14 protein-coding genes are annotated in these 25,442 nt (G+C 54.4%); 13 read left to right on the plus strand and 1 reads right to left on the minus strand.

Going from position 1 to position 25,442, the window contains the following annotated elements:
* Positions 1-3 precede the first annotated feature (3 nt).
* A complete protein-coding gene (locus MKZ07_RS27545; protein WP_341028756.1) occupies positions 4-7,266 on the plus strand; it encodes an S-layer homology domain-containing protein in 7,263 nt (2,420 codons plus the stop codon).
* A 429-nt stretch (positions 7,267-7,695) separates the two neighbouring features.
* Entirely contained in the window at positions 7,696-8,121 is a 426-nt protein-coding gene (locus tag MKZ07_RS27550; RefSeq protein WP_036694654.1) for an NUDIX domain-containing protein, read from the plus strand.
* Here the strand turns inward: MKZ07_RS27550 and MKZ07_RS27555 are convergent.
* Entirely contained in the window at positions 8,105-9,046 is a 942-nt protein-coding gene (locus tag MKZ07_RS27555) for an AraC family transcriptional regulator (RefSeq protein WP_076161548.1), read from the minus strand. The two genes, MKZ07_RS27550 and MKZ07_RS27555, sit on opposite strands and share 17 nt — an antisense overlap.
* A 195-nt stretch (positions 9,047-9,241) precedes the next feature.
* Here MKZ07_RS27555 and MKZ07_RS27560 point away from each other — a divergent pair, with 195 nt between their 5' ends.
* The 11 genes from MKZ07_RS27560 (at position 9,242) to MKZ07_RS27610 (ending at position 25,139) form a co-directional block, all read left to right on the plus strand.
* A complete protein-coding gene (locus MKZ07_RS27560; RefSeq protein WP_341028760.1) occupies positions 9,242-10,261 on the plus strand; it encodes a glycoside hydrolase family 88/105 protein in 1,020 nt (339 codons plus the stop codon).
* A 12-nt stretch (positions 10,262-10,273) separates the two neighbouring features.
* Positions 10,274-12,454, plus strand: a complete 2,181-nt coding sequence (gene gnpA / locus MKZ07_RS27565) for a 1,3-beta-galactosyl-N-acetylhexosamine phosphorylase (RefSeq protein WP_341028763.1) — start codon at positions 10,274-10,276, stop codon at positions 12,452-12,454.
* Positions 12,455-12,484: 30 nt separating this feature from the next.
* On the plus strand, positions 12,485-13,879 hold the full coding sequence (locus MKZ07_RS27570) for an AraC family transcriptional regulator (RefSeq protein WP_341028765.1): 1,395 nt from the start codon (positions 12,485-12,487) through the stop codon (positions 13,877-13,879).
* Between the two features lie 58 nt (positions 13,880-13,937).
* On the plus strand, positions 13,938-15,104 hold the full coding sequence (locus MKZ07_RS27575) for a GyrI-like domain-containing protein (protein WP_341028766.1): 1,167 nt from the start codon (positions 13,938-13,940) through the stop codon (positions 15,102-15,104).
* Positions 15,105-15,185: 81 nt separating this feature from the next.
* Entirely contained in the window at positions 15,186-15,944 is a 759-nt protein-coding gene (gene yaaA, locus MKZ07_RS27580; protein ID WP_036694647.1) for a peroxide stress protein YaaA, read from the plus strand.
* A 262-nt stretch (positions 15,945-16,206) separates the two neighbouring features.
* The gene (locus MKZ07_RS27585) at positions 16,207-19,569 is read left to right on the plus strand and encodes a HEAT repeat domain-containing protein (protein WP_341028767.1); all 3,363 of its coding nucleotides are present in this window, start codon (positions 16,207-16,209) and stop codon (positions 19,567-19,569) included.
* Positions 19,570-19,695: 126 nt separating this feature from the next.
* Positions 19,696-20,340, plus strand: coding sequence for a hypothetical protein (locus tag MKZ07_RS27590; protein WP_156949613.1), 645 nt, complete (start codon positions 19,696-19,698; stop codon positions 20,338-20,340).
* 169 nt (positions 20,341-20,509) lie between these two features.
* Entirely contained in the window at positions 20,510-21,637 is a 1,128-nt protein-coding gene (locus MKZ07_RS27595) for an ROK family transcriptional regulator (RefSeq protein WP_036694642.1), read from the plus strand.
* 252 nt (positions 21,638-21,889) lie between these two features.
* Entirely contained in the window at positions 21,890-22,930 is a 1,041-nt protein-coding gene (locus tag MKZ07_RS27600; RefSeq protein WP_036694641.1) for an NAD(P)-dependent alcohol dehydrogenase, read from the plus strand.
* Between the two features lie 558 nt (positions 22,931-23,488).
* Positions 23,489-24,112 carry a glycoside hydrolase family 11 protein gene (locus MKZ07_RS27605; RefSeq protein ID WP_036694640.1) on the plus strand — a complete coding sequence of 208 codons (624 nt, stop codon included), beginning with the start codon at positions 23,489-23,491 and terminating at the stop codon, positions 24,110-24,112.
* A gap of 166 nt (positions 24,113-24,278) precedes the next feature.
* Positions 24,279-25,139, plus strand: a complete 861-nt coding sequence (locus MKZ07_RS27610) for a formylglycine-generating enzyme family protein (protein ID WP_076161564.1) — start codon at positions 24,279-24,281, stop codon at positions 25,137-25,139.
* Positions 25,140-25,442: the final 303 nt, after the last annotated feature.

A 25,442-nucleotide genomic window follows, 5' to 3' on the forward strand; every position in this document is an offset into this window, starting at 1 on the left:
GCGATGTTTAAGAAAATGGGGAAGATCGGGCTGGCTGTGGTATTGGTGATTGGGCTGTTGCCTATGATGTCACTCCGTGCCTATGCGGCGGTGCAGTCGTTTAATGAAGCGGCCGATTTTGTAATTGAGCCTCCGGTTACCTATGCGGCGGGCAAGAATCTGACGGATGCGCAGGGTCTACAGGATGGAAGTACGGCGGTTCTGCTGAATTCATTCGTCTATCAGGGGAATACATACACTTCCTCTAACTTCTTAAGGGTCTTTAACAGCGCAGGAACGCTTATAACGGACGTTAACCTGGGCAACCTGATGGACACCTATTACAAAATGACGTCTGTGAGTATGCTTGCTCTCAATAACGGAAATCTGCTGATTATGTACAGTAAAAGCGACTCCAGCGAGTACAACCTGCAGCTGGGCACAGTTACCGAGGCCACACCCAATGCTTATTTCATGGTGCTGGATAAGACCGGCCAGAAGGTGACTGGCCAGACCCGGCTGAATACCTTCAGTGCGGCCAGTCAGCCGCAGCTGACGCGTTTTATATCTGCGGCGGAGCTGTCTAACGGCGATATCGCTTTTTCCTGGCAACGAAATGATAATGTAAGCACGGTTACCCGCGTATTTACCGCTGCGGGCGTACCGGTGTCAAGTGAAACCCTGCTGGTAGCTGCTAATGCGAGCATGTCCTACGTCGCCGCTGGTGACGGCGTGTATATGGCGGCTTACAATTCGGGGGCCCCGAACGATAATATCTATCTGCAGTTATTCAATAACAGCGGAACCTCCATAACCACCATTAATGTTGGAGCGAGAACGAATGAGAAGCAGTTGTATCTGCATACACTGGGCAACGGGAATTTCATGTTCAGTCAATTTAGCTGGCAAACCGGAATTACGAGTGTCTCCTTATATGACAATGCGGGTGTGAGCCAAGGCGGATTTAATGTAAATGGTTCGCTGGGCGAGACATCTGCCGCTGTCTACAAGAAAGGCACATTGCCGGGATTCGTTACAGTAAGCACGGATGCCGCGTCGAATAAGGCCATTGACGATGCCTATAACTATGGTACAGAGTGGGAGGGAACCCAGTATGCTTACTTGAATTACTATGACAATGACGGGACCCTGCTGTATACAACGGATCAGCCGGTGGATTCCGCTCCGGCTGTATTTCAGGGATACAATGAAGACACTTGGATGTTCAATGTGGAATATTATGCGAAGTTCGCTGTATATCCGGCCTTCGGCGACAAGATTGTTTTCATCACAACAGATAATACAGATGCTACTCATTTCCGAATCACCGGCAAGCTGTTCAACAGGGAGGTCTTAACTCCGGTTGTGCTGCAATCGGCTGTAGCGGATGGTGTGCCGGGAACCACTACTTCAACGAAGATTGACCTGACCTTTGATGCTGTGATCACTGGATTAACAGCAGAAGATATCACGATTACAGATGATACAGGCTCTGCGGTAAAAGGGACCTTGAGCGGGTCGGGGACCGCTTGGAGCCTTGCACTTACTTCAGTGACCGGCGAGGGGGATGTATCCGTGGCTGTGAATTCGCCAAGCGGATACACGGTTAGCGGTTCGCCGCAGACGGCAACCGTAACGCTGTTCAAGCCAGCGCTGGAGCCGACACCGGCAGCAGTGATCGACTACGCAGCCGAGCAACTGAGCGGTCTGACGGCGAATGGTAAGTATACCGTGAACGGTACAGCGGTAACGGCGACTGCGGCTGGCACCCTGGTGCTGGAGCAGAGCTGGCTGGGAGAGTCCCTGAGTATTGTGAAGCAGGGGAATGCTACGACAACCGTAGACAGTACCGCGCAGGTGCTGGTCATTCCATCCCGTCCGGCGACACCATCGGATGTGACGGCAACGGATGAAATGGCGATAGATGCGAACAACGGTACATTGATTAATGTGACTAATGCGATGGAGTATAAGCAAGGAATAGCAGGAACGTGGACGGATGTGACCGGTACAACGGTTACGGGACTGGCTCCGGGTACGTACGAGGTCCGTGTGAAATTGACGGCGTCGTCGTTTGTATCGGAAACGCATAGTGTAACGGTGAATACGTATGTGCCAGCGGCAGAGACTACCCCGGCAGCGGTGATTGACTACGCAGCCGAGCAATTGAGTGGTCTGATTGCGAATGGCACGTATACCGTGAACGGTACAGCGGTAACGGCGACTGCGGCTGGCACCCTGGTGCTGGAGCAGAGCTGGCTGGGAGAGTCCCTGAGTATTGTGAAGCAGGGGAATGCTTCAACAACGGTAGACAGTGCGGCGCAGGTGCTGACCATTCCATCCCGTCCAGCGACACCAATAGGTGTGACGGCAACGGATGAAATGGCGATAGATGCGAACAACGGTACATTGATTAATGTGACTAATGCGATGGAATATAAGCAAGGAATAGCAGGAACGTGGACGGATGTGACCGGTACAACGGTTACGGGACTGGCTCCGGGTACGTACGAGGTCCGTGTGAAATTGACGGCGTCGTCGTTTGTATCGGAAACGCATAGTGTAACGGTGAATGCGTATGTGCCAGCGGCAGAGACTACCCCGGCAGCGGTGATTGACTACGCAGCCGAGCAATTGAGTGGTCTGATTACGAATGGCACGTATACCGTGAACGGTACAGCGGTAACGGCGACTGCGGCTGGCACCCTGGTGCTGGAGCAGAGCTGGCTGGGAGAGTCCCTGAGTATTGTGAAGCAGGGGAATGCTTCGACAACGGTAGACAGTGCGGCGCAGGTGCTGACCATTCCATCCCGTCCAGCGACACCAATAGGTGTGACGGCAACGGATGAAATGGCGATAGATGCGAACAACGGTACATTGATTAATGTGACTAATGCGATGGAGTATAAGCAAGGAATAGCAGGAACGTGGACAGATGTGACCGGTACAACGGTGACGGGACTGGCTCCGGGTACGTACGAGGTCCGTGTGAAATTGACGGCGTCGTCGTTTGTATCGGAAACGCATAGTGTAACGGTGAATACGTATGTGCCAACGGCAGAGACTACCCCGGCAGCGGTGATTGACTATGCAGCCGAGCAACTGAGTGGTCTGCTGGCGAATGGCACCTATACCGTGAATGGTACAGCGGTAACCGCGACTGCGGATGGCACCCTGGTGCTGGAGCAGAGCTGGCTGGGAGAGTCCCTGAGTATTGTGAAGCAGGGGAATGCTTCGACAACGGTAGACAGTGCGGCGCAGGTGCAGGTCATTCCATCCCGTCCGGCAACACCGACAGGTGTGACGGTAACGGATGAACTGGCGATAGATGCGAACAACGGTACACTTGCGAATGTAACTTCAGCGATGGAGTACAAGCCAAGTACCGGGGGAGTATGGACGGCTGTGACCGGTACAACGGTGACGGGACTGGCTCCGGGTACGTACGAGGTCCGTGTGAAATTGACGGCGTCGTCTTTTGCCTCGGAGGCGTATAGTGTTACGGTGAATGCGTATGTGCCAATGGTAGAGACAATCCCGGCAGCGGTGATTGACTATGCAGCCGAGCAACTGAGTGGTCTGCTGGCGAATGGCACCTATACCGTGAATGGTACAGCGGTAACCGCGACTGCGGATGGCACCCTGGTGCTGGAGCAGAGCTGGCTGGGAGAGTCCCTGAGTATTGTGAAGCAGGGGAATGCTTCGACAACGGTAGACAGTGCGGCGCAGGTGCAGGTCATTCCATCCCGTCCGGCAACACCGACAGGTGTGACGGTAACGGATGAACTGGCGATAGATGCGAACAACGGTACACTTGCGAATGTAACTTCAGCGATGGAGTACAAGCCAAGTACCGGGGGAGTATGGACGGCTGTGACCGGTACAACGGTGACGGGACTGGCTCCGGGTACGTACGAGGTCCGTGTGAAATTGACGGCGTCGTCTTTTGCCTCGGAGGCGTATAGTGTTACGGTGAATGCGTATGTGCCAATGGTAGAGACAATCCCGGCAGCGGTGATTGACTATGAAGCCGAGCAGCTAAGCGGTCTGCTGGCGAATGGTCTCTATACGGTGAATGGCACGTTATCAATATATGCGGATGCGGCGGGCAAGCTGGCACTGGATAGCTCTTGGCTGGGAACCTCTCTGAGCCTTGTGAAGCAGGGAAATGCGTCCACGACGATTAACAGTGCGGCGCAGACCTTGACCATCCCTGTTCGTCCGGCAGCGCCTGCCGGAGTAACAGCAACGAATGAGACGGCGATTAACGCGAAGAACGGTACGCTTACGAATGCGACTCCGGCCATGGAGTACAAGCAAGGTGCCGCAGGAGCATGGACGGATGTGACGGGTACAACGGTGACGGGACTTGCTCCGGGTACGTACTACGTCCAGACCAAGGCGACATTGACGGCTTTTGCCTCGGTAGCACACATCGTGAATGTGGTAGCGTATGTAGCGATACCGGAAGCCATACCAGCAGCGGTCATTGACTATGAAGCTGAGCAGCTGAGCGGTCTGGCGGCGAATGGCACGTATACACTGAACGGTACGTTGACCGTAACAGCGGATGCAGACGGCAAGCTGGCGCTGGATAGCTCTTGGCTGGGCAGCTCCCTGAGCCTAGTGAAGAAGGGGAATGCATCGACAACCATAGATAGTGTGGCGCAGACCTTGACTATTCCTGCCCGTCCGGCAGCGCCTGCGGGTGTAGCTTCAACGGACGAAACGGCGATTCATGCGAAGGATGGCACGCTCACGAATGTGACAACAGCCATGGAATACAGACAAGGTACAGCAGGCGCATGGACAGATGTTCCAGGCACCACCGTCACAGGACTTGCGCCAGGTATCTATGATGTCCGCAAGAAGGCAACAGCAACGGCGTTCAGTTCTGCGGCGGTGGAAGTGACAGTGACCTCCTTTGCATCTGAGGCGGAAGTGACGCCTGCGGCGGTGATTGATTTTAACGCTGAGCAATTGACAGGTCTGATTCCAGAAGGGGTATACACCGTAAATGGTACGGCTGTAACAGCCACCACGGACGGAACGCTGCCGATAGACAGCAGTTGGCTGGGCAGCGTGCTGAATATCGTGAAGACAGGTAACGGTGTGACCACCACCGATAGTGATGCGCAAGTGTTGAGTGTTCCTGCGCGTCAGGCTGCTCCGGTTGGAGTGAGTGTCACGGATGTGACCTATAACGGGGCCAATGACGGAACACTGCAGAATCTGACCGTCCAGATGGAATACCAGATGGGGAACACAGGGGCTTGGACAGAAGTTACAGACATTACGGTTACTGGTCTGATACCGGGCACGTATTATGTGCGGGTGAAGGCTACGTCAACTGACTTTGCCTCGGTTATTGCTCAGGTGACCGTGCATGACTCGGATGCCGTGATCCCGGCAGCTCCAGAAGTGGTAGCGGATGATCTGAACAATACGATTATGGGCCTGAATACCAGCATGGAATTCTCCGTGGATGAGGGACCCTTCGTACGATATGACGGAACCAACCTGCCGAACCTGAGCGGGGAGCATACGGTGAAGGTTCGTGTGGCGGCCAGCGGATCGGTTCCGGCGGGACCGGCAACTACGCTGACTTTTACAACGAATGTCTTGAGCCCTGCCGGGGACTTGGCTGTGAGTGCCAGTGATCCGAGTGGTGCAGAGAGTAACGGCTATACGCAAATCAAGGTTACGCCTGCACCAGCTGAAGGGCATAAGCTGCTGTATAAGAATTTTGGTGCTGGTAGCATCATTGTACCGAATGTAGGAGACCTTCTAACCGGATACACCCTTGTAGGCATTGAAGGGCTAGTTCCGGCAGCCGATGGGGATACGCTTGGGATTGCTGAGGTAGATGAGGAAGGCAGAGTGGTGAAATACGGCAGCGTCATGGCAGTAGTTGCGGTGACGACTCCGGTAACGCCGACTCCCGAACCGGTCAGCCCGGGAAGCGGAAATAACCCAACTGCCGGAAGTAACACGAACAGCGGGACTCCTTCCGGGAATCCGTCCAGTACGGTCACCGATGTGATTGTCCTTGTGAACGGCAAGGAGGAGAACGCGGGTAAAGCAACGACCACGACCACCGGTAACGTTAGAACAACGACCATCGCGGTAGATCCGGCCAGATTGCAGGCGAAGCTGGATGCCGAGGGGAACGGCGCTGTAGTAACTATTCCGATGATGCTGGATTCGAATGTGATTGTCGGAGAATTGAGCGGCCAGATGATCAAGAATATGGAGAATATGGCGGCCACCCTGGTGCTTCAGACCAGCAAGGGGAGTTATACCTTACCTGCATCCGAGGTTAACATCGCCGCATTGGCCGCAAGATTAGGTAACGGAGCTAAGCTGGATGACATTACGCTGAGAATTACCATTAGTGATGCTTCGGCTGCCATGAACCAGGTGGTTAGCGCTGCGGCAGGCAGAGACGGCCTTACCCTTGCAGCACCAGCCCTGGATTTCACGGTTACTGCTTCTTCCGGGACCTCAACAGTAGAGTTGAACCGGTTCAATGCTTATGTATCGCGGACAGTGGCGCTTCCGCAGGGGGTTAACCCGAACCGGCTTACAACAGGTATCGTTGTTGATCCGGATGGAACGGTGCGTCATGTACCCACCCGAATCATCCTGAAGGAAGGTAAGTATTATGCAGAGATCAACAGTCTGACGAACAGCACCTATTCGGTGGTCTGGCATCCGCTGACGTTCGCGGATGTGGAGAAGCATTGGGCGAAGAATGCAGTGAATGACATGGGCTCCCGTCTGGTCATTAACGGGGTGAACGAATCAACGTTCAACCCGAACGCTGACATCACCCGTGCAGAGTTCGCAGCGATTATCGTACGCGGTCTGGGCCTAAAGCTTGGAGAGGGAGCTGCGAAGTTCGCAGATGTTCCGGCGAGTAGCTGGTATGCAGCAGCAGTCGGGGCAGCCTCCGAAGCGGGTCTGATCAACGGCTTCGAGGACGGAACCTTCCGTCCTGGAGACCGGATCACACGCGAGCAGGCCATGAACATTATTGCCAAGGCGATGAAGCTGACCGGTCTCGCAGAACAGACCGGCGCAGTGGACACCGCAGGCGTGCTTGCAGCCTTTACGGATGCAAGCCGCACGGGAGCCTGGGCGAAGGACAGCCTGGCGCTGGCAGCCTCCGCTGGCTTAATCACCGGCCGCGGCGGCAATAAGCTGGAGGCACAGGCTAACGTCACCCGCGCTGAAGTGGCGGTGCTGATCCAGCGTCTGCTCCAGAAGTCGAAGCTGATTGATTAATGGTCTAAACTAAATTATACAAACCCAAAAAAGCGGATTCAGGCATTGAGCTGAATTCGCTTTTTTACGATTGAATTTTGACATTTGGCGTGTACCTAATTATAGAAAATCTAGAGCTGGAAGGGGGCGGGGTGCTGCGCGTAAGCAGTTGGATTTTATACACTTGTTGCAGAGCGGATGAGTCCTAAAGGGACAGTAGTTGGATAAATGACACTTAATGGATCACAATTCAGCTGAATTGGCACAATCAATAGAACTAGTTGCTGTTTTTCCACCTGTTTGCGTACAATCCTCAGAAAGCGATAAATTAAGATACGTTTGTCCACTTGCTGATCACCCGGACGATTGGAAGCTTGGTGTTTGCTAGAAGAGGTCTGGTATTTGCTATAATTGGCTATAACAGAATCTTCAGGAGAGGGGCATGTCAGTGTGTTTATTGTTAACGTAGAAGCAGCTATCTGTAAGGAAGATAAGTGGCTTGTGATTACACGAAGTACCCAAGAAGAGCATGCAGGAGGGACTCTGGCTCTTGTAGGGGGAAAAGTGGATATTGAGGGCAACACGCTTGAAATCCTCGAACGGACGGTGAAGCGTGAGTGCGAGGAGGAGGTTGGCATCGTGATCAAGGATGCGGTTACTTTTGTGTATAGCTCCTCCTTCGTAACTGAGGATGGGCGTCATGTCATCAATATGGTGTTCCTATGTGAATATGAGAGTGGTACGGCAACTAACCGGAGTCCGGATGAAGTGGAAGCCGTCCACTGGCTGACCTGCGATGAGATCATGAAGCATCCCCTGGCTCCTCCCTGGACCCAAGAGAGTATTAGAAGAGTAGCGCTCATACCCACCCCGTGAACTCCAGAATACTCGCCTTCGCCGATTGCGCCTCCGACTGTGCACCCTTGCGCCATTCCTTGGGCGAGAGGCCCATCAGCTTGGAGAAGCAGCGGTTGAAGCTGGAGATGGAGTGGAAGCCGACCTTCTCCGAGATCTCCAGAATGGAATCCTCGGTGCTCTTCAGCTGCTTACAGGCTTCCTCAATCCGGGTGCTGCTCAGGAAATCCAGCGGGGCGGTGCCCATGATGTCATGGAATTTGCGGCGGAAGTGGGTGGTGCTTAAGTGGCACAGCTCGGCCAGATCATCAATGGTCATCGGCGTCATATAGTTCCTGGTGATGTACTCCAGCGCAGGAGAGATCACGAAATCGCCCTTCAGGCTATGCCCGGCCTCCTGGCCGCTCAAGGCTTCGTTCGTAGAATGAATGCGGAGCAGCTCAATGTACAGGGATAGCAATAAGCCGTACGCACTCTCCTGATAATAAGGCTTCTGCTGCTGCAATTCGAGGACGATGGAGGTAGCCAGCGTATAGATGAGGGGGTGCTTGTCCCTGCTCAGAATACAGTTCGCGCCCTGCACCGCCCAGAGATTCGGCTCGAAGCCGGCGTAGGCGCTCTTGAAGGAATGCTGAAACAGATCTTCCGGCGAGAAAAACAGATAGGACCACAGACTGGCCTCTCCCGGAGAGCTGTACGTCGTGTGGGGCAGATACCGCGGCAGGAAGGTCACATCCCCGGCGGCAAAAGGCACGTTCTCGCCCTTAATCTCCATAATTCCGCTATCCGAATAGCAGATCCCGATCTCCAGATGGTTATGGAAATGCAGGTGCTCACTCTTGATATCGGAGATCTTCCAGCGTTCGCCGCTGAGCAGCAGGACAGGGAATTGGATCGGCAGGCTATAGTGGCGGTACTCAATGACGGGTTTCTTTTTTCTGGGCATCTTCAGTAGCTCCTGTCCTTCTTACGTTAGAATAGGAATGAAGAATAAAGGGTCGAAATTGCGCAGTTTTGATGTGAATGTGCTTAGATGTAGAACATTTTACTGCTTACAATAGATTCTGTAAAGCGCTTGCAAGCGGATGGACGGATGGTAGCTGCCTTCAAGAGACGCAAGGAACAGGAGAGGGGAATGCACATGCTTCAAGTTACATATAACCGGGAAGAAATCTTAAGCGTAATCGATAAGGTTGCCAGGAAGACACTGGCGATGGATTTAACGTGGGAGTGGCCTTGCGGCGTTGCCTATTACGGGGTGTCCAGAGCCTACCAGACCACGGGGAACCAGGAGTACCTGGACCAGCTGGTGAAGTGGGTAGATGAATATATTGAGCTGGGGCTGCCCGCCTTTACGGTCAACACCTGTGCAATGGGCCATATGCTGATCACGTTGTACGAAGAGACCGGGGAGCAGAAGTACTGGGATATTGTGTTGAGTAAAATCGGCTATATCCGGGGGAGCGCGCTGCGGTTCGGGGATCAGGTGCTGCAGCATACGGTCTCGGCATCCAATGACTTCCCGGAGCAAGCCTGGGCGGATACGCTGTTCATGGCGGCGTTCTTCCTGCTGCGTGTGGGCAGCAAGCTGGAGGATCAGGAGCTGATCCAGGACGCGCTTAACCAGTATTACTGGCACATCAAATACTTACAGGACCCAAGCACCGGCCTCTGGTTCCATGGCTATAACCATGTGAAGCAGGACCATATGTCCGGGCTGTACTGGGGCCGGGCGAATGCCTGGGGAGCCTATACGATGTCGCAGGTGAAGCCGCTGCTTAAGGAGTGGTACCTGTACCCGCAGTGTATGGATGTGGAGTGCTCGCTCCGGGATCAGCTGGCGGCGCTGAAGCTGTTGCAGACGGAGAACGGCCTGTGGCGCACACTGCTGGACGATGAGGAGTCCTATGAAGAGGTGTCGGCATCCTGCGGGATCGCGGCGGCCATGGTGAATAACGGCAATCCGCTGCATACCAAATATGTACAGAAGGCCCTGAAGGGCATTCTGGAGAACATCACGGAAGACGGACGCGTATTGAACGTATCGGGCGGCACCGCCGTCATGAAGGACCGTGAAGGGTACCGCCATATTCCCAAGGACTGGACTCAGGGCTGGGGCCAGGGCCTTGCGCTTGCGTTCCTGTCGGATCTGCTCAAATAAGGAGGAATTCTGTTGCCGACACCATCTACAGGCTCCACAGGAGCTTTTACCCTGCCGGGGGAAGCCGGTTATGAAGCACTGACCTTGAAGCTTGCCGAACGCTGGGGGGCCGATGTCATTCGTGACAGTGACGGCACGCAATTGTCGGAAGAGATTATCAATGCCGGCTACGGCATCTATTCGACCCTGTGCATCATCCGCGACCATAACGGCTGGGCGGCGAGGAACCCGGACAAGCTGCAGCAGACCTTCCTGATTACAAGTCCGAAGGTGGCTGTGCAGGATTACCTATCCATCTACCTGCTGGAGGATTTCTTCGCAGAGCAATTCAGGGTGAATGATTCGCGTGAGGCGTTCAAGTACTGGCAGGTGTACGACCGGACAACCGGGAAGGAGGTGCCGGGGGAGCAGTGGAATTACGACCGGGAGTCCGGCAATGTGGTGCTAACCGGTATAACGCCTTGGCATAAATATACGGTCAGCTTCATGGCCTACCGGATCTGGGAAGAGATCTCCATGTACAACCACACGACGAATCACTGGGATAAAGAGCATCTGATGCAGATTGATCCGATGTATAAGGAGACCCGGCAGTACCTGCTGGACTGGATGGAGGACTGGTGCGGGGAGCATCAGGCGACGACCGTGGTCCGCTTCACCTCCCTGTTCTACAATTTCGCCTGGATCTGGGGCAGCAGCGGGCAGAACCGCCATCTGTTCTCGGACTGGGGGTCCTACGATTTCACGGTGAGCGCGCGGGGCCTGGATCTGTTCGCGGAGCAATACGGCTATTCGCTGTGCGCAGAGGATTTCGTGAACGGCGGCAAATACCGTGTCAGTCATATTCCGGCGGAGCAGCGTAAGCTCGATTATATGGCTTTTATCAACGATTTCGTCATCGGGTTCGGCAAGCAGTTAATTGACATTGTCCATAAGCACGGCAAGCTGGCGTATGTCTTCTATGATGACAGCTGGGTGGGCGCAGAGCCCTACAATGACCGCTTCGGGGAGTTCGGCTTCGACGGGATGATCAAATGCGTGTTCTCGGGCTATGAAGCCAGACTCTGCTCAGGGGTGAAGGTGGAGACGCATGAGATCCGGCTGCATCCGTATCTGTTCCCGGTTGGCCTGGGCGGCGCACCTACCTTCATGGAGGGAGGCAATCCCACACTCGATGCGAAGCAATACTGGATTAACATCCGGCGTGCCCTCCTGCGTGAGCCGATCGACCGGATTGGCCTGGGCGGCTATCTGCATCTGGTCGAGCCTTACCCGGATTTCTGTGCGTACATTGAGAAGATTGCGGATGAATTCAGGGAGATCAAGGAGCTGCACAGGCAGGGGAAGCCGTATCACATCAAGACTAAGGTAGCTGTTCTGCACTCGTGGGGCAAGCTGCGGTCGTGGACCCTCTCCGGCCACTTCCATGAGACGTATATGCATGATCTGATTCATATTAATGAGGCCTTATCCGGCTTACCGGTAGAGGTGCGGTTTATCGACTTCGGGGATGTCCGACAGGGTGCCTTGCAGGATGTGGATGTGGTGATCAATGCAGGCAGCGCCGGTTCAGCGTGGAGCGGCGGGGTGCACTGGAAGGACAGCCAGGCGGTGGACGCCTTGACAGAGTGGGTGTATAAGGGCGGCGCATTGATCGGGGTGAATCAGCCTTCCGCCGTGGACGGCTACGATCATTACTTCCGGATGGCGCATGTTCTCGGGGTGGATGAGGATACCGGCGCACGGGTGGCGCATGGCAAATGGGCTTATGAAGTTCAGCCGGTGCAGGGACTGGTGCCGGATGGCGTCAGCCTCACGCCGAAGAACGGGGTCTATCTGACCGATGGGGCTGCTGCGGTGGTCCGTGAGGTAGAGGGCAAGCTGGCCCTGACTGTGAATAGCTTCGGGAGAGGGAAGGGCATCTACCTGCCGTCCTTGGCCTTCAGCTGGGAGAATACCCGCCTGCTGCTGAATCTGATCCGCTATGCCGGCAATGAGCTGGAGGAGACCCGCTACCTCCCGGATAATCTCTACACCGAGTGTGCGTATTATCCGCAGAGCAAGCGCCTGGTTGTCATTAACAATAGCGCACAGCCGCAGCAGACCACCATCGAGACGGACTGCGGTCCGCAGGTTGTGGAGCTGGAAGCTTTTGATACGGTGATTCGGGTGATTGGGGAATCGAATATCTAAGATCCGTTGAACCTTTAGAGTTAAGTATGTATGATTATGGTAACCGATCCCGCCACGCCTCTTCATAATGCGTACCAAGGCGGGACTTTTTTTGCAATCGTAGCCGCTACGGCTTATGTGGAAATGCATGCTGTACTTCCCGGAGGAATGCCTATGCCAGGGTCCGCCCGCTTCAGACAATCTATCGCCTTCATCGAGGAGCATCTGCATGAGGAGATTCCGCTTGAACAAGCTGCGCAGGCCGGATTCACCTCGCTGATGCAGCTGTACCGTGACTTCTATACCTACACCGGCCACTCGGTCAAAGAGTACATCCGCAAGCGCAGGCTCTCGGTGGCGCTCGGGATGATCCGAAGCTCACAGCGTCCGCTTGCCGAGATTGCATACGCCTGCGGCTACAGCTCCCAGCAAGCCTTATGCAAGTATGTGAAATCAGCCACAAGCTTAACCCCGCTAGCCTATCAAAAAAGTGCCGCCTGCTATTTCTTCCCCAGATTCGACAGTGAAGCCGTCCGGCAGGTAACCGTCAGCACAGAGATCCTTCCTGCAACCATACATATGAAATTCTATTCAACCAGACACGGCGGCATTGAACAGCAAGCGCTGGAAGCGTTATACGCTCTTCTCCCCGCCTACCAGGGCAGACTCTTCGGGCGAGACGGGCAGCCGCAGGGCGGCTTGTTCTGTTATGAGCTTGCGGTGGAGTATGGCCCAGCCTTGATGCATAGCTTAACCGGAAGTATCTTCCGGGAGCTTGCGGTTGTCCCGGAACGCAGCTTAACCTGTGCCAAGCTGGCGGTCCGAAGCGATGAGGCTGAGATCGGACTGGCCTGGGACTATCTGTATCTGAAGTGGCTGAGGACCAGCATGTTCGAGCAGGATGAGGAGCGCTACGGGGAAGAGTATATCCGCAAGGGCAGCGAGGTGAAGAGGCTTATTCTGTATGTGCCGGTGAGGAAGCGGACGGATTATGACAAGATCAGTGTGAGCTTCAGTGAAGGTCTTGAATTTCTGGCTGCGTCCAGGGAAGGGGAGCAGGCGGAAGAGGAGGCAGCGGCAGCCGTGATGAACTATTGCTCAAGGCATCATCCTGAAGTGCTAAGAACGGCCAGCATGTTCTGCGTCATCCAGCACGGCGGGCGCTGTACCTGCGGAGTCCGGCTGGAGCGGGGGCAAGCGATAGCGCTCGCCGGAGATAGCGGCCTTCAGATTCTGCAGGCTCCCGAAGGCAGGTATGCGGTGCTTGAGAGCAGCAGCTATGGAGACCGGGGAATGTTTATCGCGCTTTTGGAGAGCTGGGTAGAGGAGAGCGGGTGTAGCAGGGAGGGGACGTTTCCTTTTACCACCTATGAGACAGTAGCCCCGGGCCGCCCGGATGCCATAACGATGAGCGTGTGGATGAAGCTGAAAGATGTTAAGAAGTGATAATATTTACGAACCGTGAGCTACTATACTTGAGCTTAACCAGGAGAGGAGCTGACCTATGAATCTGAGCAAGCAAGCACTGCCGCAGCAAGCAGCTGAAGGCTATAGTCCCCGTGTGAAGCCGGTAATCCTGAGAATGGTGGAGGAGCTGAAGCAGATGGAGATGTTAAGTGAGGTTCATGTAGAGCAGGTTACGGAGCTGTGCAGCATTGTGGACAGGCCGGAAATGAAGGTTGTGGGGATTGCGCTGCCGATATCGTATGAGAGCCGGGGTTATGGCGGGTATTATGATTCCGGGCAGGCGGGCGGTACGATTAATGATTATTTTTATACGAAAAAGCTGGCGGCAGAAGGAGAGATTGCACTGCTCTCCAGTCTGATAGAGCACCAGATTAAGGGCCGGGAGATCGTCACAGTACGCACCGGGGTTCAGGGGGATGGCAACTACAAAGTGATTGTGGGCATGGAGGTAAGCAGCTTCGAGGGGCTGCCAGCGCATTTGCCGGAGTATACGGAGACGCTGACCGTACCCGCTTGCCGGTATGCCAAGGTTCTGATCAATGAATCGAAGAGCGCCGGGCGGACCGGCTACGAGGAACGGATGCACGCCGATGAATATTTCGTGGGTGAATTCCGCAACGATACAAGCTATGTCTATAATCCCGCCGGCCTCAGCTTCAATACATATGACCAGTCCGGTGAGATTCTTACCAAATACGAGCCGGTGATTCTGCCAGGGAATACGGCTGAACAGTTCGGCTCCCTGCGCTTCAAGCCGGTAACGCTGCCGGAGATGAAGATTGCCTGCAGCATGACGCTGCCGGAGGATGAGGAGTTTGTGATCACCAAATATTTCGGCGTGCAGGATCAGGTATTCGCCACCGGGGCAGCCCGTTATTATCTGCATGACTATTACGGGTTCCCGGTGAACAGCGGGGAGGAGGGGAGGGTGAATTCCTGCTTCGGCACAAGGGTCAGCAGCTTCGATGGCCTTCCTGACAGTGTGGAGAAGATGACGGTGCCCGGGGGCATCTATCTGCATATTACCCAGCTTGAGGTGAACGGTGATCATCCGGGCATCCCGTATGATGCCGCATTCAATCATCTGGAGGAGCTGTACCTGAGCGCCCACCCTGAGTATACGCGTGACTGGAGCAGGCATGTGATTGCCCGGTTCCGCCAGGCGAACTGCGCCTCTGTCTTCGTACCGCTTGCTGCTGAATAGCTTGGCCGGGGGCCGGCGCGGGGATAATATGATAGTATAGAGGTACATTTATTTTCCCGTAGGGGTAGAAAAGAGCGTATCATGAGAATCATCATTTCACCTGCCAAAAAGATGAAAACGGACACGGATTTTCTGGAATCCCGCCAGGCTCCGCAGTTCTTAAACGAGTCACAGACGCTCCTGGCCCTGCTTCGTAAGTTGAGTTACGCAGAAGCCAAGGCGCTGTGGAAATGCAATGACGCTATTGCTGCGCTGAATATGCAGCGGATTGAAGAGATGGACCTGACCCGGAATCTGACCCCGGCGATCTTCGCCTATGAGGGCATCCAGTACCAGTACATGGCGCCGGGGATTTTTCAGACGGAGGAGCTGGACTATCTGCAGCAGCATTTGCGGATACTATCAGGATTCTATGGGATCGTCCAGCCGTTCGACGGGGTGGTCCCTTACAGGCTGGAGATGCAGGCCAAGCTGGGTGGGCGGGGCTTCAGTACCCTCTATGAGTTCTGGAACAGAAGATTAGCGGACCAGCTGTTCGCAGAGACTGACACGATTGTGAATCTGGCCTCCAAGGAATACAGCAGGTGCGTCTCTCCCTACCTCAGCAGTGATGTCCGGATGGTAAGCTGTGTATTCGGGCAGAACATCGGCGGCAAGGTGGTGGAGCGGGCGACACTGGTTAAGATGGCCCGGGGCGAGATGGTCCGGTTCATGGCGGAGCAGCAGATTACCAGCGTCGAGGAGATTCAGGGCTTCAGCGGATTTGACTTCCGGTATGAAGCGGCCTTGTCGGATGAGAACACGTATGTGTTCGTTCAAGCCAAGCAAGACAAAGAATAGGCTGATAGATTGAGCAGTATAGAGGGTAATCTTGAAGATGGTGGAAGCACCGGATTCGGGGTTACCCTTTTGTTTGAAATATTAGAATTTATATGTTTCATTCAATAACTTATCCTCATATTTCTCGCTGAAACGTTACCGTCCTTCAAAAGGACGGCAAAGCCGTTTCCACTTGTTGCGGGTGAAAGCTTACTTTTTGTAAAATAAGGAAGAACTCAGAACAGATTCAAGAGGAGGACTTATGACTGGGAGACGAGACCCATTGAATAAAGAGCGCTTACTGGGGGAGCTGGATGCCCTGGGGTATTCTGATAGAATCAAAACAATCACACGACTAGGCCGTGATCACCTGGGGTCCCCGGAATACTCACAGCTACTTACCTCCTTACTTGGGGGCGGGGTTTATGAAGCGCGGCTGGCCCTGATGGGGGCGATCGCTACGCTGGATGGTTCTGTGATCCGATCTGCGCTATATCATCCTATGGCGGGTATCAGGAAAATGGCTGCGGGCCTGCTGCCCAAGGCCGCTTCAGCCGAAGAGATTGAACACGAGCTTCCGCAGCTGTCACAGGATTGCCGCCGCAAGCTACTGCGCACGGTAGCCCTGATGAACCGCCAGGAGCTGGCGGAGCGGCTATTGCCAGTGGTACAGGCCCGGTGGGGCCCGGAGGAGGCAGCGATTGTGCTGCAGGCTTGCTCTGCGGCTACCGTCTGCGCGCGGCTGGCTGAGCTGGGGTACGCCATTAAGGATTGGAAAAAGCTGTCCAGCCGCCATCTGGAGGTGGTCGCGGAGTATTTCACCAGCGAGCTGGAAGCGGCCCCGCTAAGGGCTAAGGGGCTGGTCTGGTCGCAGTTCTCCTCCGCGATGGAGCATCTGAGTAGTCACAAGCCTGACCTGGTGCTGGCTTATGCGGTGAACCATGGGCCGGCAGACATGCTGCCGCCTCCGCTTAAGGCGAATCTTGGCACACTGATGCGCCTGAGACCAGGCGCGGTGTATGAGCTGCTGATCCGGACGCAGACGCGTGGTGAGCTTATGACTTATGGTGTGCCTGAAGCTGTGCTCAAGCGGGCGAAGCTCCTCTCCATGGATCAATTGTCGCAGCTTGCCAAGCTGCTGGCGGACGAGCCCTACCATGTGGCGCGGCTTCTGGAGCATCTTGCGCCTTCTAAGCGCCAGGAGATTTTCGATGCTGCGTATGAGGAGGAGAAGCGCCGGGAGCGGGTTTATCCGGAGGGGCTGCTGTATGTATTGCCGCATGCGCTGCGTGACCGGGAGGCTGCCCGGATGCTGGGCCTGCGTGAGATCAGGGAGAGCCGGGAGAACACCCTGCGCATCACAGCCGCCCGCCCGATTCTTCAGGTCAGAGAGCAGCTGGAGCAGGCCACCCGGGTATCGAATGCAGATGAACGCGCTACGGCGCTGATGCAGCTGGTCCGCAGCACCGTTCTGGCAAGGCAGGGAATGGATGCTACACTACTGACCTTAGGCCGCATCCGTAATGATCAGGACCCTGTCCGGGCGGCGGTGTTCAAGGAGCTGTCGGAGAGTCCGGCGTCTGTGTACGAGGCTGCCCATGTCCCTGCGCTTACTGTGCTGGTAGACAGTGTGATTGATGCCAGAGACACCTCCTATGGTACGAGGTACTCTGTGCAGCAATTGGCCTTCTCGATTCTGCGCCATCAGGCGGCGGAGACGGGCGGGGAGCTGTTCAAGTTCGCGCTGAACACGCTCCAGAAGCTGGCGAAGCAGGACGGGCAGCTCTCCCTGCCGTCCCTTGCGAAGAACATGCCGCGGGGCGTGGAAGAGATCATCTTTGACGGCATCTATTCCTACGCTGCGCAGGCGGGCAAGCGGGAGGATTACAACCTGGTGCTGAGCCTGGCAACTTCTTTTGGTAAAAGGGGGTACGGGATCTTCAAGCTACAGCAGCTTTTACGGGAAGCCACCCGGGCCAAAACCGAGGGAACCGCTATCCGGGCAACCCGTCTCTGGCTGGAGCCGCTGCAGACGCGCGATGAACGGGTGAAGGAGCTGCTGGATGCAGATCCAACGTATATCACCATCCACGAGGTGTTCTTGCATCTGCATCTGAAGCGCCAGGAATGGCTGGACCCTTATATTTCGGGCGCTGCGATCAAGGGCAAGTTCCTCTCGGGCAAAACGGTCTATCCCGTTCCGGCTGCGGACGGATTCTACCGCTGGCTGCCGCGCCAGCAGGAGGCGTACGGTGCTCTGTTAAGCACAGTCGCAACGGGTTCCAAGTACAGCTTGTTTGAGCGCTCGAGAGCGATTAGAATCATGGCCAGTATGCCGGATGGGAACCCGGAGCGGCTGTATGAACTGGTACAGGACAAAGAGGTGGCGGTAGTGGAGGCAGCGCTTCATGCCTTGTCCCTGCTGGAGGAGCCGGAGAAATCCCTGCCGGTGCTGCTGGAGCATCTGGATAGCGACCGGGCCCGTGTAGCGATGTACTCCATCCCAAGGTGTATCCGCCGGGTCAGTCCGCAGCGGCTGTCTCAGGCACTGAAGGCTCTGCTGAGCAGGGAGAAGCTGAAGATCACCGTCCGCAAGGAATCCATCCGCCTGCTTGGTGCGTATAGAAGTGAGGACAGTCTTCCGCTGCTGTTGAATGAATTCGCGAAGCCTGCTGTGCATAAGGATGTGGTGATTGCTATAGGGCATGCTGCCAGAGGGCTGCTGGATGATGAACGGAGCTGGGAGGTGCTGCGTACCATCGCTGCTTCTCCAGAGCGTGATATCGCAGTAAGCTTGTTGTCCCAGCAGCCTGCTGGGCTTCCGCTTGCTTACAGACCGCGCTATCTGGACTTAATCATAGCCATTGCCGCTCACCCGGATGTATCCGTCATCAGCCAGGCTTATATTTCCATGAAGTGGTGGACAAGCGGTTATGAAGACACCGTTGCGGCGGCTGCGGCTCAGGCGGTTGCGGGTCTGAAGGACAGCTCCAGCTGGGAGTTCGCGATGATGACATTGATTGAAGCCGCCCGGGACGGCAAAGTGAACGCGGTTGTAGCCGATATCTGCCGGGAGCTGGCGGCAACGCCCGTGACGCAGGAATGGAATGCAGCGGCGGATAGAGACCTGCCGCACCGGCAGCGCCTGCAGGTACTCATCAAGCAGTTGACCGGTCTGCCTAAGAGTACAAGCATACAGATTACCCCGTTGTACCTGGAGCTGGCCGGCACGCTGGCCGCCGATGAGACTTTATATGAGCTTGTCTTGACCTTATATATCGCAGTGATCGATTGGAGTCACGCAGAGGAGGCGTCCGGGTATGTGAAGCGGATCGCGCAGGAGGTGACCCGTCAGCCTCAGCTCTTGAGCGAGTTGTACCGCGGGCTTGCCGCCAGCCTGGAGAACAGCGCCGGATTCTGGATACCGGAGACATTGCTTGAGATTGTGGATGTTCTGCGGGCAGAACCGTCTTACGAGGCTCCGTATCTCGGACTGTCGTTGCTGGAAGCGGCGGGAAGCGCACTGCGCTGGAGCCCGGAACCGTCAGAGCGTCTGCGGGAGTACAGGAATCATGCGAATCCCGCAGTCCGCACACAGGCGCTGAATATTTGGACGGCGAGAGAGTCACGGCTGTTCATGCTATAACCGCATATGCAGGATGGGCCAAGGCTTGCCTTGCTCATCCTGTTCGGAGCGGCCATAGACCCGGAAGCCTAAATGTTCATAGAATTCGGCAGCATTAAGAATAAATAAGAATCGAGATGAAGCGATATGATGACCCGTCAGCGGCTGATCCGGTTTGGCGGAATGGCGTTTATTTGTTCCGGCCTGCTCTTCCTGGCCCAATATCTGTTCCTGAGATCGGTGCCTGCTCCTCCGCTGGAGGATGCTGCGCTCTTATCATGGCTGAGCGAATGGCGATTCCAGCTCTCAATGGCAGACGAGGTGCTGTTCTTTGCTGCGGTATTGCTCATCCCCTCCATCGCGGCATTATACCGGCTGCTGGTGCAGGTGAATCCGGTCCTGACTGAGTTTGGCTGCGGCCTGCTGGCGGTTAGCGTTCCTGTCTATATCGTGTTGGTTATTATTCTGGGGAGGCTGGTCTATCCGGTATATGGGATTGAGCTTACGCCGGAGAGCTACAGGCTGATCATCAGCTTCTATTACGGGGGCGTGCATTGTGTCGCATTAGTTGTTGGAATCGCAACGATTCTGCTGAGCCTTGTGATTTGGAAGAGCGGACTGGGACAATTCACGGCAGCCCTCGGGCTTCTGACCGGGGTGTTTGATCTAATCGGCTCCTATCCATGGTTACTTGGTGAGGGAATGATCCTGATCTCCCAGTTGCTGTTCTCCGGTTGGCTCGTCATTCTTGGCGTTAACATGCGAATGAGTGCGACAAGAGGGACCGATTAAGGCCATCGACCCAAAAGATTAATGACGGGCCTTCCAATTCTTGATACAATAAAACCACTTAAGTGAAATTATTCACAACTAAAGCGGCTAATGATTGCTATAACGGGTGTGATTGCATATTATATGTATAAAATTATAAAGCACATTTGTAAAAGTGAGGGGGATTGGAATGGCGACACATCGCTTGAACAGTATGGAAGTTAAAAAGATGAACCGGAATGCCATTTACCGGTACCTGTATCACCGTGAATCCACTTCCATTCAGGAGATTGCACAGGCGCTGGGTCTAAGTCTTCCAACCGTGACACAGAATCTCAAGGAACTGCAGGAACGCGGGCTGATTGAGGAGACCGGGCTGTATGAATCCACCGGGGGGCGTAAGGCCAAGTCGATGGCCTGTAACAGTGTGGCGGGATATGCCGTCGGACTGGATATTACCCTGAATCATGTGGGGATTGTCGTCATTGACTTGAGCGGCAGAATCATTAAGAATGTCAGGAATCATTATCCGTTTGCAAATGAGGAGACCTACTTCCATGGGGTAGGCAAGCTGGTGGAGGAGTTCGTAGAGGAATGTCAGCTGGACCGCAGCCGGATTCTGGGAGTAGGCATTGCGCTGCCTGCGATTCTATCCGGGGACCGGCAGACGGTAAGCTATGCTACAGTCATAGATTTCAAGGGAGGCAGTGTCCGGCGGTTCGCCGAATACATCCCTTATCCCTGCGTCCTGAGCAATGATGCGAATGCGGCGGGACTCACTGAACTGTGGGGAGAGCAGGACATACACAATGTGGTCTATCTGTCCCTTAACAATAGTGTGGGTGGTGCCATTATAGCCGGTAACCAGATCTATGCAGGCCAGAACCACCGTAGCGGAGAGTTCGGGCATATGACGATTGTGCCTGAAGGGCGTACATGTTACTGCGGACAGAAGGGCTGTGTAGATGCCTATTGCTCAGCGAGGATTCTATCGGACAGCACGGGGGGGAGCATCGCGGAATTCTTCCGGCTGCTGGGAGAGGGCAAGGAGGAGCAGCGGGCTATCTGGCAGGAATATCTGGGCTATCTGGTGCTTACAGTGAATAACCTGCGGATGCTGTACGATTGCGATGTGATTCTCGGCGGCTACGCCGGGGCTCACATGGAGGAATACATTGATGAGCTTCAGGCGCTGGCAGCCCGCAAGAACACCTTCGAGCAGGATGGCTCCTACCTGCGGGTCTGCAAATATAAGCTGGAGGCCACCGCTGTGGGCGCTGCCCTGGAGCTGGTGACTGAATTTATCGACAGAATCTAGATCCGGGTTGATTTTACCCTAATACAATATCTGCTTTCCCCGCTCCTCCGGAAGAGGGACGTTGCTGCAATCGCAGCCTTGTCCTTCTCTGGGGGAGTTTTTGTTGACTTCACCCCAATTCCGTTTATAATCTTATTTAAATGGTTTTATAAAAGTATATTATTATTGAATGGTTGAAGAAGGAAGGCAAAATCCTTGAAGTAACAGGAGTTTGTTAAAGAGTATGCTAATGTTCCTGAGGAGGAGAAATGGATGAAGAACAGAGCTTTTTATATGACAGATCTGAAGCAAATGGCAATGAAGGACATCGATATGCCCGCAGTCCGGGAGGGCGAGGTCATTGTGAAGCTGGAGGTTGTCGGCATCTGCGGATCGGATGTACATTACCTGGAGCATGGCCGGATCGGTGATTTCGTGGTGGACGGAGATTTCATTCTGGGGCATGAATGCGCCGGGGAAGTGGTGGAGCTTGGCCCTGGCGTGAAGCATCTGAAGGTGGGGGACCGGGTGGCGCTGGAGCCTGGTGTGACTTGTGGCCAGTGTGAGTTCTGCAAGAGTGGCAAGTACAATCTCTGCCCGGATGTACAGTTCCTAGCTACGCCGCCGTACCATGGCTGTCTGATGGACTATATCGCTTACCCCGAGAATATGGCCTTCAAGCTGCCGGATAATGTGTCTTCGGAGGAGGGCGCACTGGTCGAGCCGCTGGCGGTAGGACTCCATGCTGCGGCGCAGGGCGGCGTTAAGCTGGGGGACCGTGTTGTGATTCTTGGAGCTGGCTGTATAGGACTGGTTACACTACTAGCCTGCAAGGCTTACGGGGCTACGGAGATTGTGGTGGTGGACATTATCGGGAAGCGGCTGGAAGCGGCGATGAAGCTGGGAGCTACGCGGGTCATCCATGCCAAGCAGGAGAATGTGCTGGAGACCATTGCGGCTTGGACCGATGGCGCGGGCGTGGATAAGGTGATTGAGACGGCAGGCAGTGAACATACGGTGAAGCAGACGCCATATCTGGTCAAAAGAGGCGGAACCATCGTCCTGGTTGGCCTGGCCGCCAAGGATATCATTGACTTCGACTTCATGCAGATTATGTTCAAGGAAGCCGGCATCAAGTCGGTCTTCCGGTACCGCAACCTGTATCCGGCAGCCATCGGAGCCATCGCGGACGGCAAGATCGACGTCAAGGGGATCGTCACACACGAATTCAACTTTGAGGAGACGCAGCAAGCGTTCGATTACGTGATTAATAATAAGGAGGATGTGGTTAAGGCGGTTATCAAGATGGGCTAGAGGGACTAAAGTTGATGGGGAATAGCTAGATGGTGAATAGAAAAAGTTAATAGATTAGCTATGGATGAATAGTGACAAGTGAGTATGGCAGAATAGCGCAGAGCTGCCCCGTTTGGGGCGGCTTTTTGGCGTTGGTCGGCTCTGAAGACGGGGTGAGGTGGAAGAAAGGGACCAATTCCTTTAGTGGGCTGAAGGTGAGCCGGAGGATGAACTGATAGGCCCCTCTTAGGTTACGAAGAGCATTAGTGCACCTGATTCCAGCCAACCCATCCTGAAGGAGTAAATGGTAGTCCGCCGCTGCCGAATTTCCCCCAATTTCCGCCCCTATCTTCGGCGAGAGTGGAATTCTCGTCGATTCATCCCAATAATTTCATAATATCAATAAAAATTGGGGGTTAATCTTTAGTTTGCGGAGAGTAATGTAAACGCTTACTAGATATAATTTTCTCGAAAGGAGGACAAGTAAATATATGGGATAACCATCAGGATAAGTTATTATTCTGTTGGGGGAAGCAAGCTGCAAGCAAACACATTATAATCGGGAGGTATTAATTGACAATGAAAAAGAAACTTCTTACGGTATTAATGACAGCGGCACTGAGCTTCAGCGCGTTCGCAGCTACTGCAGGCGCAACAGATTATTGGCAGAACTGGACCGATGGCGGCGGAACCGTGAATGCGGTGAACGGAAGTGGCGGGAATTATAGTGTGAACTGGTACAATACCGGGAACTTCGTAGTGGGTAAAGGCTGGACTTACGGATCACCGAACCGGGTTGTAAATTATAATGCAGGGGTTTTCGCGCCTTCCGGCAACGGCTACCTGACCTTATACGGATGGACCCGGAATTCCCTTATTGAATATTACGTGGTAGACAACTGGGGAACTTACAGACCAACCGGCGATTACAAAGGCACGGTGAACAGTGATGGCGGCACTTATGATATCTATCGTACCATGCGTTACGACGCTCCTTCTATTGACGGAAATGCTACGTTCCCGCAGTACTGGAGTGTAAGACAATCTAAACGGCCAATCGGCAGCAATGTCCAGATTACATTCAGCAACCACGTGAATGCCTGGCAGAGCAAATCAATGTATCTGGGAAGCAGCTGGTCATATCAGGTACTGGCTACCGAAGGATACCAGAGCAGCGGCAGCTCCAACGTAACCGTGTGGTAATGGACAAGCTGACAGGCGCCTTGCCGTTCCGGCAGTGCCGTAAGTTCAGCTAACCGTTGACAGGCTAAGGCCGGCCGGGTGGACAAGCTGCCGGCCTTATCATTTTCATGCACCGATCTGTGCTTAGGTCCTGTACCTTGCCCATCTGCTCAAAGGAGAGGTATTCATGAGAAAACCATTAATGATTCTGATTCTGTGTATGGCAATCGCGGTTATAGCCAGTGCCTGCGCGCAGGAGAAGCCTGCCGCGGATGAGCGTTTAGTGCGGATAGAAGGCGGTACTTTTAAAGATACGAAATCCAATTACTACGGGACAGAGATGACCCTCCCGGACTTCTACATTGGTAAATATGAGATCACCCAGCAAGAATGGCTGGAAGTGATGAAGAGTAACCCCTCGCAGTTCCAAGGAGACAAGCTGCCGGTGGAGAGCGTAACCTGGTATGATGCCGTGGAGTACTGCAATGAGCGGAGTGTGAAGGAAGGCCTGGCCCTCTATTATAATATAGACAAGAATACGGTTGATTCGAATAATACAAGTGACCGGGATTTCATGAAATGGAATGTAACGGCAAATGAAGGGGCGGACGGTTACCGTCTGCCGACAGAAGCCGAGTGGGAATATGCAGCAGGCGGAGGCCAGATGAGCACAAGCAATCCGTATAGCGGAAGCGACAACCCGGAGGAGGTAGCCTGGTACTGGAGGAACTCCGGCGATCAATTCCTGACTGGGGACTGGACCTGGCCTGCGATTGAGAACAACCATAGCCAGCCGAGAAATACCGGACTCAAGCAGCCCAATGAGCTGGGACTGTACGATATGTCAGGCAACGTAAGGGAATGGTGCTGGAACTGGTACGGGAAAGCGGATTCGAATAGCAAGACCGGCTCGGTCCGGCTCGTGAAGGGCGGTGGCTGGATCGGCGGAGTGAACAATACGGAGGTATCCTTCCGCGGCCAATTCGACCCAAGCAGCCGGGGGAATGACCAGGGCTTTCGTGTGGTTCGTGCTGTTGCTGACAAGTGATTCACCCGCACGTATTCAACAGGAACAGAATAGTTTAAGCAGCAAGCCTTCGGGAACATTTTCCGGCATGAGCGCATCTATGGATGCAGCGGCTGGAGAGGACCCGGAGGTTTTTTAAAAAATATAAGAATTTATATGTTTCACACGATAACTTATCCTTCTATTTCTCGCTGAAACGGTACCGTCCTTTAAAAGGACGGCAAAGCCGTTTCCACTTGTGATAAGGAAGCATCCTTTCAACTAACATTCAGATTCACTATGTATACTCCGTATATGGATTAAGGCACATGCGAAAGATTCGCC

Origin of the sequence: Paenibacillus sp. FSL P4-0338 (genome assembly GCF_038002365.1) — a bacterium.
In the GTDB taxonomy this organism is placed as follows: Bacteria; Bacillota; Bacilli; order Paenibacillales; family Paenibacillaceae; genus Paenibacillus_AQ.